Raw genomic sequence first — 13,618 nt, 5'->3', positions numbered from 1 at the left:
GTTTCGCCGAGAACGCGCCACGTGCGCCGCTTCCGTGCCTGGGTGCGCCGGCGTGCGATGCGGGTTGCCCGGCTGTGTGGCTTGGGCCGTCGCGGATCGCGTGCTTGGCTGCCGCCCCGGCACGGGGGCTGGAGCGGGTGTTTCGCCGAGAACGCGCCACGTGCGCCGCTTCCGTGCCTGGGTGCGCCGGCGTGCGATGCGGGTTGCCCGGCTGTGTGGCTTGGGCCGTCGCGGACCGTGCGCTTGGCTGCCGCCGCAGCATGCGGCTGGACCGGGTGTCTCGCCGAGGACGCGGCACGTGTTGCGGCGCCGAGCTCAACCGCTAATTCTGTTTTGGCCCCGGGTCGGCAGGCGTGCCGCTGAGCGGCACGCCGTCGGCTCGGCGGCGGCGCTGCTTTCCGGCGGCTCCGAGGGGCGGCGGGAAGGTCTGTCGTGACCACCGAAGCGCACCTTCCTAAGGTCGCGACCGCCCGTGCGGTTTGGTGGCGCGTTCTGGCGGTTGCAGTGACCTTGGCCAGCCGCGGGCCTGGCAGCGGAGCGGTGTCCGGCGGGAGCGGCGGTCGTGCCCACCGCGGACCCGGGACCAGATCTTCCGATCGGGCGTTTCTTCCAATACGGCGGGCGGTGTCGAGGGTGACGATGGGTGCATGGAACTCGTGACCGAACTGATCCCGCGCCTGGTTGTCGCTGACGGAGCCGGCGCTGTCGCGTTCTATGAGCGGGCGCTCGGCGCTGTCGAGGGCAAGCGCTACACCGACGACAGCGGGCGCATCGTCCACACCGAACTCACCATCGGCAGCTCGCGGATCCATCTCAAGGACGAGGGCGACGGTGACCCCGCGCCGACCACGCTCGGTGGGACGCCCGTGATCATGCACCTGGGTGTCGTCGATGCCGACGCGGCGGCGAAAGCGCTGGTCGACGCCGGTGCGACGGTTGTCTTTCCGGTTGCCGATCATGGTTACGGCATGAAGGACGGGCGGCTCGCCGACCCCTTCGGGCATCTCTGGATCGTGTCCGAGCCGATCGTCGAGGTCTGACGCCGGAACCGCGCCGGCGCGGCGGGGCTTCGTTGTTGCATGCACACCGTCTTGTCAGACTGCCCCGCTAGGCTTTCCCGCGTGACCCACCATCCCTCCCTCCGACGACGGCGACGCCGCGGCCTCGTGGCCGGCCTCGTCGCTGCTGCGCTGGTGTTCGCGGTTGGTGGTTGCTCGTTCGGGCCGCCCGAGCCCAACGCGGCGGGCAAGCCGCCCAACCTGCCGACGCCGTCGGCGGATCCGTCGGCCTCGCGCGGTGGCGGGCTCGACCAGTCGGTGGCGGTCTCGGTTGTCGCCAAGGGGCTCGAGGTGCCGTGGGGCATCGCGTTCCTACCTGACGGTGCCGCGCTGGTGACTGAGCGCGACACCGCTCGCATCCTCCGCGTGGGCCCCGAGTCCGACACCAACGGGCTCAAGGTCACCCCCGTGCAGACCCTCGAACAGGTCGACGCGCAGGGTGAGGGCGGGCTGATGGGCATCGCGGTGTCGCCGAAATACGCGTCCGACAAAACGGTCTTCGTCTATTACTCGACCACCGAGGACAACCGGGTCGCCAAGCTCGTCCTCGGCCAGCAGCCGAAGCCGATCGTCACCGGCATCCCGCTGTCGGGGATCCACAACGGCGGGCGGCTGGCGTTCGGGCCCGACGGTTTCCTCTACGCGACCACCGGCGACGCCTCCGAGCGCGGGCTCGCGCAGGACAGGGCCAGCCTCGGCGGCAAGATCCTGCGGATGACGGCCGACGGCAAGCCGGCGCCCGGCAACCCCTTCCCCAACTCGCTGGTTTACTCATTGGGTCACCGCAACGTCCAGGGCATCGCCTGGGACGCCGGCAAGCGGCTCTGGGCCACCGAGTTCGGGCAGAACACCTGGGACGAGATCAACCAGATCCAGCCGGGCAAGAACTACGGCTGGCCGACGGTCGAGGGCAAGGCCGAAGACGGCGGCCAGGCCAAGTTCGTCGACCCGCTCGTCACCTGGCCGACCGGCGAGTCCTCCTGCTCCGGTGCGGCGATCATCGACCGGGTGCTGGTCGCGGCGTGCCTGCGGGGCGAGCGACTATGGGCCATGGAGCTGACCGACTCGGGGACGATCCTCGGTGCGCCACGGCCGCTGCTACAGGGTGAATACGGCCGACTACGCGCCGCAGCCGTCGCGCCCGACGGGTCGCTCTGGGTCAGCACCTCCAACAAAGATGGGCGCGGTGAGCCCAAGCCCGACGACGACCGCATCCTCCGGCTCGTGTTCTCGGACGGCGGCGCGGGAAAGAGTTGACCGTGCGGCCGGCGGGTAAAGATGGATCACGTGACTGAGGAGGGCGAGACCAAGCCGGGGCGGCGTGCCCGGCTGTGGTCGGCTGTCCGGCGGGTGCCGTGGTCGAGGTTCGGCCGGCGCACCGGCCTGCTGTTCTCGATCCTCGGCGTCACACTGGCCGGTCTCGTCGTCGGCGTCCTGCTCGGCGCGCGGGCGCAGACCGACATCGGCCCGTTCCAGGCCGAGATGTCGGTGCGGCCCGCGACCAGCGGCGAGACCGAGGTCGTCGTGCCGCCGCTGGGCGCGCTGCACATCAACAGCCACGACGGCCCGCTGCGGCTGACGGTCCGGCTGGGCGCCCTCGACCAGGAGCGCACCCAGGCGCTGATCAGCGACCCGTCCGGCATCACCCGGGCCAGCCAGACGGTGGTCGAGGACCTGCGGGAGGGCATCCTGCGCCTCGGCTTCCGCACGGTGTCGGTCTCCGTCCTCGGCGCCGTCGTCATCGGCCTGCTGGTCTTCCGGAGCACCCGGCGCGCGGCCTGGTGCGGCGGTGTCGCGCTGCTCGTCACCGTGAGCACGTTCGGGCTCGCGGCCGGGACGCTGCGACCCGACTCGATCGAGCAGCCGCGGTACGAGGGCCTGCTGGTCAACGCCCCCGCGATCGTGGGTGACGCGCGGCGGATCGCACAGGACTACGGCAAGTACGCCGAGCAGCTCAAGGCGATCGTCGCCAACGTCAGCCGGATCTACACGACGGTCAACAAGCTGCCGATCTACGACCAGGTCGACGGCGGCATCCGCATCCTGCACGTCTCCGACCTGCACCTGAACCCGTCCGCCTGGCCCACGATCCGCACTGTGGTCGAGCAGTTCGACATCGACGCCGTGATCGACACCGGCGACATCACCGACTGGGGGTCCGAGCCCGAGGCCACGTACGTCGGTTCGATCTCCCTGCTCGGCGTCCCCTACGTCTACATCCGCGGCAACCACGACTCGTCCGTGACGGCCGCGGCGGTGGGCCGCCAGCGCAGCGCGCTCGTCCTCGAGAACCGGGTCGTCGACGTCGCCGGCCTGCGCATCGCCGGCATCGGCGACCCGCGCTTCACGCCCGACAAGGAGACGTCGCCGACCGGCGCGGGGCGGTCGCGGCAGGTCATCGAGCAGGTCTACAACGCCGGCGCCGAGCTGGCGGCGACCATCCGCGCGAGCGGCAAGCCGGCCGACGTCTGCCTGGTGCACGACCCGGAGTCCGCGCCGGCCCTCAACGGCGTCTGCCCGACGATCCTGGCCGGCCACCTGCACCACCGCGAGGTGCGATCACTGCCGCCGGGGCCGGGCATCAAGACGCCGAGCCGGGTCCTGGTCGAAGGCTCGACTGGCGGCGCCGGGCTGCGCGGGTTGGAGGGCGAGGAGCCGACGCCGCTGCAGATGTCGGTGCTGTACTTCGACGACACCAAGGCGCTGCAGGCGTACGACGACATCCAGCTCGGTGGGACCGGGCAGGCTCAGGTGACGCTCAACCGGACGGTGGTCGGGCGATCGCAGCCCGGCTCGCCGATCACGCCTACGCCCGCCCGGACGAACGCGACGCCGACGCCGACACCGACGCCGACCGCGACCTCTTCGGCACCGCCGGGAGACTGATTCGCCGTTGCTGCCGCGCGGTGGGCCTCAAGGGTGGGCACAGCACAGTGATCGCGGCGGCGACTTGCGGCCCGTGTCATCCGGTTCCGTCCCCGTTGTGGCGGATGACGGCTAGGCCGTCGGCCTCGGACCGGAGCGTCCGGCAGGTTGGGCGGCGGCCTGCCGCCCAACCTGCCGCAGCACCTACGCCGCGCGGTAGCCCGGCATCGGGAAGCCGGCCAGCAGATCGCGGACCTCGCCCGCGATCCGGTCGATGGTTGGCTCGTCGTCCTTGAGCGCCGCCGTAACCGCCTCGTCCATCCACGCGGCCACCTGTGGCATGTGCTCCTCCGTCAGCCCCCGCGTCGTCAGTGCCGGCGTGCCCAGGCGGATGCCGGACGGGTCGAACGGCTTGCGCGGGTCGAACGGCACCGTGTTGTAGTTGAGCTCGATGCCCGCCCGGTCGAGTGCCTTCGCGGCCGGCTTGCCCGCGATGCCCTTGCCGGTCAGGTCGGCCAGGATCAGGTGGTTGTCGGTGCCGCCGGAGATCAGCGTGAAGCCCCGCTCCGTCAGCGCCGACGCGAGGGCCGCCGCGTTCGCGACGACCTGGTGTGCGTACCGCCGGAACTCCGCCGTCGACGCCTCCCGCAGCGCCACCGCGATGGCCGCGGTCGTGTGGTTGTGCGGGCCGCCCTGCAGGCCCGGGAAGACGGCCTTGTCGATCGCCGTCGCGTGTTCCGCGGTCGTCATGATCATGGCGCCGCGTGGGCCGCGGAGGGTCTTGTGTGTCGTCGTGGTGATCACGTCGGCGTGGCCGACCGGCGACGGGTGGGCGCCGCCCGCGATCAGGCCGGCGATGTGTGCGACGTCGGCGACCAGGACGGCGCCGACCTCACGGGCGATGGCCGCGAAACCCGGGAAGTCAATGGTTCGGGGTACCGCGGTGCCGCCGCAGAAGATCACCTTCGGACGCGAGGTGCGGGCGAGGTCGCGTACCTCGTCGAGGTCGATCCGTCCGGTCTCCCGGTCGACCGCGTAGCGGACCGGGTTGAACCACTTGCCCGTCGCCGACACCGACCAGCCGTGCGTCAGGTGACCGCCCATCGGCAGCGACATGCCCATCACCGTGTCGCCCGGCTGCAGGAACGCGAGGTAGACGGCGAGGTTGGCGGGGGAGCCGGAGTACGGCTGGACGTTGGCGTGGTCGACGCCGAACAGGCTCTTCGCCCGGTCGACGGCCAGCGTCTCGATCGGGTCGATCAGCTGCTGGCCCTCGTAGTAGCGCTTGCCCGCGTAGCCCTCGCTGTACTTGTTGGTCAGCACCGTGGAGCTGGCCTCGAGCACCGCCTCGGACACGTAGTTCTCGGACGCGATCATGCGCAGCTTGTCGTGCTGCCGGGTCGCCTCGGCTTCGACCAGCCGAGCCAGGTCTGGATCTTCGGCGGTCAGGTGGGGAATCGATGGCACGTGCACGGCGCCTCCTGAGGCATCGGACGAACACCACACCCAGGCGCGCGGTGCGGCGTTGCCTGCGGTCGCTCCCCGGTGGTCAGTTCCACCTCGCTGCGCCAGTCGCGAGTACCCGGAAATGCTAGCCGAGCGGACGCCCTTCCCGGGCGAGCGCGCCGGGGCATCGAAGACTGCTAAAACAACCGGTTAAGTGGACGCGCTCCCATGCGGGCATCGGAAAACCGGCTGACGTCGATGAGAGCGCTCTTGACGACGCACAGAACCCATGTTTCAGTGTGTCTACTTACCCGGTTAAGTGATCTACCTTACATCGCACGTCGGCGGCTCCCAGTTAGAGGAGGACGGCAATGCATAGGCGGTCTAGGTGGCTGGTGGCGGGCGTGCTCGCACTCGCGATGGGCGTGACCGGTTGCACCGGAGACGACGGTGGGGCGACACCGGGCGCCGGCGGCCTGCCCGGTCCCGGCGGCGGGGGCGGTGCCTACCCCCGCAACCAGACGCTCTACACCAGCGGCACCCAGTGGGGACCGCCCAACAGCTGGAACCCGATCATCCCGGGGTACGCGATGGGCACCGTCGGGCTGGCGTACGAGCCGCTGTTCCTGTTCGACCCGCAGAAGACCGAGCTCACCCCCTGGCTGGCCGAGAAGGGGGAGTGGGCCGACAAGACCTACACGCTGACCCTGCGCGAGGGCGTCAACTGGGGTGACGGCAAGCCGCTGACCGCTGACGACGTGAAGTACACCGTCGAGCTCGGCAAGATCAAGGCCGTTCCGTACAGCAACCTCTGGACCTGGCTCTCCGCGGTCGACGTCGTCGACCCGCGCACCGTGAAGTTCACCTTCTCCGACCCGCGGATCCAGGAGTGGGAGAACTGGCTCTACGAGAACGCGATCGTGCCCAAGCACATCTGGGAGTCGCGCTCCGAGGCCGACATCACCACGACCGCCAACGACAAGCCGGTCGGCACCGGGCCTTACGAGTACCTGACCCACGACCAGGACCGCATGGTGTGGAAGAAGAAGGCCGACTGGTGGGCGACCAAGGCGCTCAACCTCGACGTCAAGCCGACGTACATCGTGGACATCGTCAACTCCAGCAACGAGGTCGCGCTCGGCCTCCTGCTGCAGGGCAACATGGACCTGTCCAACAACTTCCTGCCCGGCATCGCCAACCTGGTCAAGGGCGACTTCAAGATCAAGACGTACTTCCCGGACCCGCCCTACATGCTCTCCGCCAACACCGCGGTGCTGGTGCCCAACACCACCAAGGCGCCGATGAACGACGTCGCGTTCCGGCGGGCGCTGGCCAGCTCGATCGACACCAAGAAGATCGTCGAGGGTGTGTACGGCAACATCGTCCGCGCCGCCAACCCGATCGGCTTGCTGCCCGTCTGGGACCAGTTCGTCGACCAGTCCGTGGTGAGCCAGAACGGCTTCGGCTTCGACACCGCGAAGGCCAAGAAGACGCTGGCGGACGCCGGTTACAAGGACACCGACCGGGACGGGTTCGTCGAGGGCAAGGACGGTAAGGCGGTCAAGCTCTCGCTGATCGTGCCCGCCGGCTGGACCGACTGGATGGAGGCCGCCCGGGTGATCAGCGCCGGCGCGCAGGCCGCCGGGATCAACGTGGTGGCCGAGTTCCCCGACGCCGGTGCGCTAGACGACGCCCGCACCGCCGGCAAGTTCGACCTCCTGCTCAACAACTGGGCCGGGCTGTCGAACACGCCGTGGCACTACTTCAACTACGTCTTCCAGCTGCCGATCCAGGCGCAGCAGTTCAACGCCAACTTCGCGCGCTACGAGAACAAGGCGGCGTGGGACCTGGTGCAGAAACTGGCCCGCACGCCGCAGGACGCCCCGGAGTTCAAGACCACGATGGCCCAGCTGGAGAAGATCCAGCTCACCGAGCTGCCACTGATCCCGCTCTGGTACAACGGCCTGTGGTCGCAGTACAACACGACACATTGGACCAACTGGCCGTCGTCGGCCGCCGACACACCCAAGGACCTGCCGACGACCTGGAACAACCTGTGGGAGATGGGCAGCATCAAGATGCTGACCCAGCTGAAGCCGGTCGGCTGATGGGTCGGTACTTCGGCCGGAAGCTCGCGATCTACGTGCTGACGTTCGTGGTCGCGGTGACGCTGAACTGGTTGATCCCCCGGTTCATGCCGGGGGACCCGGTTCTGCGGATGCTCACCCGCACGTCGGTCTCCAACCCGGAGGCGATCGCGCCGATGCGGGCGTACTACGAGAACGTCTTCGGGCTCGACGTTCCACTGTGGAAGCAGTACCTGAACTACTGGGTCGAGCTGTTCCAGGGCAACATGGGTGTGAGCGTGTGGCTGTTTCCCGCACCGGTGGCGGACGTCATCGTCAACGCGGTTCCCTACACGCTGGCGCTGCTGCTGCCGTCGATCCTGCTGAGCTGGTGGGCCGGCAACAAGGTCGGCGCGTTGGCGGCCCGCCGCAAGTGGCTCGACAACACCGCGCTGCCGGTCTCGTACGCGCTGACGGCCACGCCGTACATGTGGTTGGGGATCCTGCTCGCCTGGGGCCTGGGCATCGTCGCCGGGCTCTTCCCGGTCGCCGGTGGCTACAGCTTCGAGATGCGCCCGAACTGGTCGTGGGCGTTCGTCGGAAGCCTCGCCCAGCACTGGTTCCTGCCGTTCCTGTCGCTGTTCCTGGTGGCGTTCGGCGGGTGGGCGATCGGCATGCGAAACCTGATCATCTACGAGCTGGAGGCCGACTACGCGAACTACCTCGCGGCACTCGGCGCCCCACGCCGGCTGATCCGGCGCTACGCGTTCCGCAACGCCCTGCTGCCGCAGCTGTCCGGCCTCGCGTTGCAACTCGGCGTGCTGGTCGCCGGTGCCCTGGTGACCGAGATCGTCTTCGCGTACCCGGGCCTCGGCCACCTGATCCTGCAGGCCATCCAGAACCAGGACTTCTTCCTGCTCCAGGGCGTCTTCCTGTTCATCGTGATCGGCGTGCTGGCCGCCAACTTCCTGATCGACATCGTGTACGTCCTGGTGGACCCGCGCACCCGGACCGGCATGCAGGGGGCGACATGACCGACACCGAGCACGTCGAGGCGCCCGGTGTGCCGGCCCTCGCCGAACCGGCTGCGCCGTTGGCCGGCCGCCGCCGCGAGGTGCTGCACTTCGCGTTGCGCAACAGGAAGGTGGTCGGCGGCTCGGTCGTGATCCTCGCGTTCCTGTTGCTCGGCCTGGTGGCGCCGTTGTTCACCGATCATGGGCCCAACGAGTACGTGGGCCCGCCGTCCGCGCCGCCGTCGGCGGACTACTGGTTCGGCACGACGACCTTCGGGCAGGACGTGTTCCTGCAGTTCGCCAACGGGATCCGGTCGACGTTCGTGGTCGGTCTGCTGGGCGGCGGCCTGGCCGGGGTGATCGGCATGACGGTCGGCTTCGTCGCCGGGTACCGCGGCGGCCTGGTCGACGAGCTGCTCAACATGCTGACCAACATCGTCCTGGTCCTGCCGGCGCTGGCGGTGCTGATCATTCTGCACGCGTACGTCGGCATCACCTCGGTCCCGATGCAGGCACTGTTCATCGGGCTGTTCTCGTGGCCGTGGGTGGCCCGCGCCGTGCGGGCGCAGACGTTCTCGATCCGGTCGAGGGAGTTCGTCGACCTGGCCCGGTTGAGCGGGATGCGCCCGCTGGCGGTGATCCGCCGGGAGATCGCGCCGAACATGAGCTCCTACCTGTTCATGACGTTCATCCTGCTGTTCGGCGGCGCGGTGCTGATGGCAGCGACGCTCGACTTCATCGGCCTGGGCCCGACGGACGTGGTCTCGCTGGGGTTGATGATGAACAGCGCGGTGCACTGGAGCGCCCTCCACCTAGGACTCTGGTGGTGGTTCGTCCCGCCCGGCGCGGCGATAACCGCGATCGTCGGCGCGCTCTACGTGATGAACGTGGGCCTCGACGAGGTCTTCAACCCCAAGCTGCGGGAGATGTGAGGTGACACTCGAGGTCGAGGACCTACGTGTCCACTACCGCACCCTGCGCGGCGACGTGAAGGCGCTCGACGGGGTCTCGTTCTCGGTCGCGGACGGCGAGATCATGGGCGTCGTCGGCGAGTCCGGCTGCGGGAAGTCCACATTGGGCAAGAGCCTGGTCCGCCTCGACAACCGGATGAAGCACGTCGGCGGCTCGATCACCCTCGACGGTGCGTCGCTGCCGATCGCCGACGACCGCGCGATGAACCGGTTCCGCTTCAAGTCCGTGTCGGTGATCCCGCAGTACGCGATGAGCGCCCTGAACCCGACGCGCCGGATCGGCCGCCTGGTCGCCGATCTCCTGGCGGCGCACGGCATCTCGTACGCGGCCACCCTCCCGGAGCTGACCCGCCGCCTGAGGTTGGTGGGCCTGCCCGAGCGGGTGCTGGAGAACTACCCGATCGAGCTGTCCGGCGGCATGAAGCAACGCGTGGTCCTGGTCCTGTCCACGCTGTGCGACCCGGCGCTGCTCGTGGCGGACGAGGTGACCTCGGCGCTGGACGTATCGACCCAGCGCGCGGTGGCCGAGACGCTGGTCGAGTTCCGCGACCGCGGCTACGTGCGCAGCATGCTCGTGGTCACGCACGACATCTCGCTGGTGTACCAGATAGCCGACACGATCATGGTGATGTACGCCGGCCGCCTGGCGGAGAAGGCACCGTCCGATGTGGTCGTGACGGAACCGCTTCATCCGTACACCCAACTGTTGATCGGCGCCCTGCCCGAAGTCGGCGCCCGATTCAGCGAGCGCAGGTTGACGGGAATACCCGGCCGCCCGCCGGGTCTGCGCAACCCACCGCAGGGCTGCCGGTTCCGGGCGCGCTGCCCGCTCGCGTTCGACAAGTGCGCCGAACAACCACCGTTCGTCGAGGTGGCCACGAACCACCGGGTCGCCTGCTGGAAGGCCGGCTCATGATCATCCAGGGAGCGTCGCGGTGCTGAGGTTCGAGGCGGTGTGGAAGACCTATCGGTTGGGGGCGTTCGGCACCCGCGAGCTGACGGCGGTGCGGGACGTGTCGCTCGAGGTCGCCCGCGGTGAGGTGGTGTCGCTGATCGGGGAGAGCGGCAGCGGGAAGACCACCATCGGCCGGATGGCGCTCGGGCTCGCGGCGCCGACCCGTGGCCGGATCACGTTCGACGACGTGCCGGTCGCCGGGCTGCGGGGTCGGGCCCTGCGTGGCTATCACCGGCAGGTGCAGGGCGTCTTCCAGGACCCGTTCAGCACGTTCAACCCCGTCTTCAAGGCCGATCGGGTGTTCGCCCTCGTGCGCGACGGGTTCTTCCCCTCGGTGCCCGCCGCGCAGTGGCGGCAACGGGTCGAGGACGCGCTGGAAGGCGTGCGGCTCGAGCCGGCCGACGTGTTGCACAAGTACCCGCACCAGCTCAGCGGCGGTCAGCTGCAGCGGATGCTGATCGCGCGGGCGCTGCTGCTCGACATCCGGCTCCTGGTGGCCGACGAGATCATCAGCATGCTGGACGCCTCGACGCGGATCGACGTGCTCAACCTGCTCGGTGAGCTGAAGGCCAAGGGGCTCGGCGTCCTGTTCGTCACCCACGACCTGGCCCTGGGCACCTACATCAGCGACCGGACAGTGATCCTGCGCGCCGGCGAGGTCGTCGAGTCCGGACCGACCGAGGAGGTTTTCGCCCAACCGCGCCACGAATACACGCGCAATCTCCTGGCCGCGGTACCACATTTGCACACGCGCTGGAATGAACCGGTTAAGTAACCAGCGCACGTGGCGGTGCCGTGCTGGCCCGCGGTACCAGCTTCGCGGTCGTGTCCTCGACCGACCCGACCGGCTGCCCCGAGATCGCGGTCAGGAGCTGGCGCGCCGCGAGCGCGCCGAAGGCCGGGATGTCGCGGGTCAACGCCGTCAGCGCCGGATGGACCAGCCGGCACAACGGCGAGTCGTCGAACGCCACGATGGAGAGATCGCCCGGCACGGTCAGCCCCATCTCCTGCGCCACGCCCAGCCCGGCCACCGCCATCACGTCGTTGTCGTAGATCACCGCCGTCGGGCGCGTCTCGCCGCTGAGGAGGCGGCGGGTCGCCCGGGCGCCTTCCTCACCCGAGTAGTCCGTGCCGATCGTCGGCGACCACCGCACGTCCAGGCGCTCACACGCACCCTCGAAGGCGCCCGCCCGCACGCGGGTGTGCCACAGGTCCGGCAACCCCGCCACCCGGGCGATCCGGCGATGCCCCAGCGCCGCCAGGTATTCCACGGTCTCGACCAGCGCCGTCGCGTCGTCGCTCCAGACGTTGGGGACCTCGCCCACGCCCTCGGGGCCGCCGACCACGATCGCCGGTAGGTGCAGGTCCGTCACCACCGGGATGCGCGGGTCCGAGACCCGCAGGTCGCAGATCAGGACGCCGTCCACCCGGCGCTCGCCCCACCAGCGGCGGTAGACGTCGATCTCGGCGTCCGCGTCCGGCACGATCTGGAGCATCAGCGCCTGCGAGCGGGCCGAGAGCTCGGCCTCGACCCCACTGATGAGCTCCATGTAGAACGGCTCGAAGCCCAGCACCCGGGCCGGCCGGCGCAACGCCAGGCCGATCGTCTCCGCCGCCGCCCCGGACAGGGCACGGGCGGCGCTGTGCGGGTTCCAGCCGATCTCCTCGGCTATCGCGAGGATGCGGCGGCGGGTGGCCTCCGAGACGCCGCGCTGGCCGTTCAACGCGTAGGACACCGCGCCCTTCGAGACGCCCGCGCGCTGTGCGATGTCGGCGATCGTCGGACGCTTCACCCCTGCCTCCCGCCGGGAAATGGATGCCGAGGGCAAGCTACCACCGCGTTGACAGCATTCCCGCGGTCATCGTACCGTCGATTCAACTTATCCGGTTCAGCAGTCGCATCGGCGGAGAGTCGAGGACCCATGCGGAATCCACTCAATGCCGGCTGGACGCTCACGCCTGTCGCCGGCCACGAGGTCCCCGTCGACGTCGGGTCGGTTCCCGCGACCGTGCCCGGCTGTGTGCACACCGACCTGCTCGCCGCCGGGCTGATCCCCGACCCGTTCCAGGACCGCAACGAGACCGAGGTCCAGTGGATCGGTCGCACCGGCTGGCAGTACACGGCCCGGTTCGACTGGCGCGGAGGCGGCGGCCACGACCGGGTCGACCTCGTCTTCGCCGGTCTCGACACCGTCGCCGACCTGGAGCTCAACGGCGTTCCGCTCGGCAGCACGGCCAACATGCACCGGTCCTACCGGTTCGACGTGCGCGACGGCCTCCGACCCGGCACCAACGAGCTGCGGATCACCTTCCAACCCGCCGGGGAGTACGCGCGGCACTGGCAGCAGACCCTCGGCGACCGGCCCAACGCCTACCCGGAACCGTTCAACTTCATCCGCAAGATGGCCTGCAACTTCGGCTGGGACTGGGGTCCCACGCTGGTCACCGCCGGCGTCTGGCAGCCCGTCGACCTCCACCTGTGGCACACGGCACGGCTGGCCCAGGTCCGTCCACTGGTGACGGTCGACGCGACGACCGGCCGGGTCGAGGTGCACGCCGACCTCGCCCGCGCCGCCGACGGCCCCCTGACCGTGACCGCCACGATCGCCGGGCAGGAAGCCAGCAGCACCACCACCGGCGACACGGCACACGTGACCGTCGAGGTGCCGAACCCGCGGCGCTGGTGGCCCCGCGGACACGGCGACCAGCACCGCTACGACCTCCAGGTCACGCTCACCGACCGCACCGGCGCCACCCTCGACACCTGGCAGCGCCGGATCGGCTTCCGCGACGTGCGCATCGACACGACACCGGACGCCGACGGCACCCCGTTCACGGTCGTCGTCAACGACCGGCCGATCTTCGTGCGCGGCGTCAACTGGATCCCCGACGACGTCTTCCCGACCAGGATCACCAGGGACCGCCTGAGCGGACGCCTACGACAGGCGACCGACGCCAACGTCAACCTGCTCCGCGTCTGGGGCGGCGGGCGCTACGAGTCCGAGGACTTCTACGACCTGGCCGACGAGTACGGCCTCATGGTCACCCAGGACTTCCTCTTCGCCTGCGCCGCCTATCCGGAGGAGGAGCCGTTCGCCACCGAGGTGGCGGCGGAGGCGGCCGAGCAGGTGGTGCGCCTGGCCAGCCACCCGCGTCGACCTGCCAGTACGCCAGATCGGCGCGCGCCTGGGCCTGCTCCGCCGGCCCGATCGGCGGCACCACGCCGGTCCGCGCCACCTCGTAG

At 69.7% G+C, this 13,618-nt stretch carries 10 protein-coding genes, 1 pseudogene and 1 riboswitch; of the genes and pseudogenes, 9 read left to right on the top strand and 2 right to left on the bottom strand.

Translation table 11 applies throughout. The features are described from left to right. The first annotated feature begins 647 nt into the window (after nucleotides 1-647). The 3 genes from AB0H87_RS19160 to AB0H87_RS19150 all read left to right on the top strand — a co-directional run bounded on the left by AB0H87_RS19160 (nucleotide 648) and on the right by AB0H87_RS19150 (nucleotide 3,944). A complete protein-coding gene (locus AB0H87_RS19160) occupies nucleotides 648-1,040 on the top strand; it encodes a VOC family protein (RefSeq protein WP_360146884.1) in 393 nt (130 codons plus the stop codon). A gap of 39 nt (nucleotides 1,041-1,079) precedes the next feature. After that, complete coding sequence (locus AB0H87_RS19155; protein WP_360146881.1) at nucleotides 1,080-2,315, top strand: PQQ-dependent sugar dehydrogenase; 1,236 nt, start codon at nucleotides 1,080-1,082, stop codon at nucleotides 2,313-2,315. Nucleotides 2,316-2,387: 72 nt separating this feature from the next. Then, nucleotides 2,388-3,944 carry a metallophosphoesterase gene (locus tag AB0H87_RS19150; protein ID WP_360146908.1) on the top strand — a complete coding sequence of 519 codons (1,557 nt, stop codon included), beginning with the start codon at nucleotides 2,388-2,390 and terminating at the stop codon, nucleotides 3,942-3,944. Between the two features lie 183 nt (nucleotides 3,945-4,127). Here the strand turns inward: AB0H87_RS19150 and glyA are convergent, their stop codons facing one another. Beyond that, the gene (gene glyA, locus AB0H87_RS19145) at nucleotides 4,128-5,396 is read right to left on the bottom strand and encodes a serine hydroxymethyltransferase (RefSeq protein ID WP_360146878.1); all 1,269 of its coding nucleotides are present in this window, start codon (nucleotides 5,394-5,396) and stop codon (nucleotides 4,128-4,130) included. A gap of 24 nt (nucleotides 5,397-5,420) precedes the next feature. After that, nucleotides 5,421-5,509, bottom strand: a riboswitch (ZMP/ZTP riboswitch). Between the two features lie 255 nt (nucleotides 5,510-5,764). On the opposite strand from glyA, the gene AB0H87_RS19140 reads away from it, so the two are divergent. The 5 genes from AB0H87_RS19140 to AB0H87_RS19120 are packed head-to-tail and all read left to right on the top strand — an operon-like array spanning nucleotide 5,765 to nucleotide 11,149. Beyond that, entirely contained in the window at nucleotides 5,765-7,477 is a 1,713-nt protein-coding gene (locus tag AB0H87_RS19140; protein ID WP_360146875.1) for an ABC transporter substrate-binding protein, read from the top strand. Then, a complete protein-coding gene (locus AB0H87_RS19135; protein ID WP_360146872.1) occupies nucleotides 7,477-8,469 on the top strand; it encodes an ABC transporter permease in 993 nt (330 codons plus the stop codon). Before AB0H87_RS19140 ends, AB0H87_RS19135 begins: the two co-directional genes overlap by 1 nt. Next, a complete protein-coding gene (locus AB0H87_RS19130) occupies nucleotides 8,466-9,380 on the top strand; it encodes an ABC transporter permease (RefSeq protein ID WP_360146869.1) in 915 nt (304 codons plus the stop codon). The genes AB0H87_RS19135 and AB0H87_RS19130 overlap by 4 nt, the downstream gene beginning before the upstream one ends. Before the next feature lies 1 nt (nucleotide 9,381). Further along, nucleotides 9,382-10,335, top strand: coding sequence for an ABC transporter ATP-binding protein (locus AB0H87_RS19125; RefSeq protein ID WP_360146866.1), 954 nt, complete (start codon nucleotides 9,382-9,384; stop codon nucleotides 10,333-10,335). Nucleotides 10,336-10,354: 19 nt separating this feature from the next. Beyond that, nucleotides 10,355-11,149, top strand: a complete 795-nt coding sequence (locus AB0H87_RS19120) for an ATP-binding cassette domain-containing protein (RefSeq protein WP_360146863.1) — start codon at nucleotides 10,355-10,357, stop codon at nucleotides 11,147-11,149. Here AB0H87_RS19120 and AB0H87_RS19115 read toward each other — a convergent pair. Next, the gene (locus tag AB0H87_RS19115) at nucleotides 11,142-12,167 is read right to left on the bottom strand and encodes a LacI family DNA-binding transcriptional regulator (protein WP_360146860.1); all 1,026 of its coding nucleotides are present in this window, start codon (nucleotides 12,165-12,167) and stop codon (nucleotides 11,142-11,144) included. The two genes, AB0H87_RS19120 and AB0H87_RS19115, sit on opposite strands and share 8 nt — an antisense overlap. 129 nt (nucleotides 12,168-12,296) lie before the next feature. Between AB0H87_RS19115 and AB0H87_RS19110 the strand changes: the two are divergent. Then, nucleotides 12,297-13,618: pseudogene (locus tag AB0H87_RS19110) on the top strand (glycoside hydrolase family 2 protein); the annotation flags it as partial.

The sequence above is a fragment of the Asanoa sp. NPDC050611 genome (assembly GCF_040654855.1).
In the GTDB taxonomy this organism is placed as follows: Bacteria; Actinomycetota; Actinomycetes; order Mycobacteriales; family Micromonosporaceae; genus Asanoa.
The sequence above is the reverse complement of the archived record's forward strand: the minus strand, read 5'-3'. Positions and strand labels throughout refer to the sequence as shown.

Excerpts from the sequence above, each read along its gene's own strand:
- AB0H87_RS19130 (WP_360146869.1), top strand. The coding sequence starts at position 8,466 with ATGACCGACACCGAGCACGTCGAGGCGCCCGGTGTGCCGGCCCTCGCC.
- AB0H87_RS19135 (WP_360146872.1), top strand. The coding sequence starts at position 7,477 with ATGGGTCGGTACTTCGGCCGGAAGCTCGCGATCTACGTGCTGACGTTC.
- AB0H87_RS19160 (WP_360146884.1), top strand. The coding sequence starts at position 648 with ATGGAACTCGTGACCGAACTGATCCCGCGCCTGGTTGTCGCTGACGGA.
- AB0H87_RS19155 (WP_360146881.1), top strand. The coding sequence starts at position 1,080 with ATGCACACCGTCTTGTCAGACTGCCCCGCTAGGCTTTCCCGCGTGACC.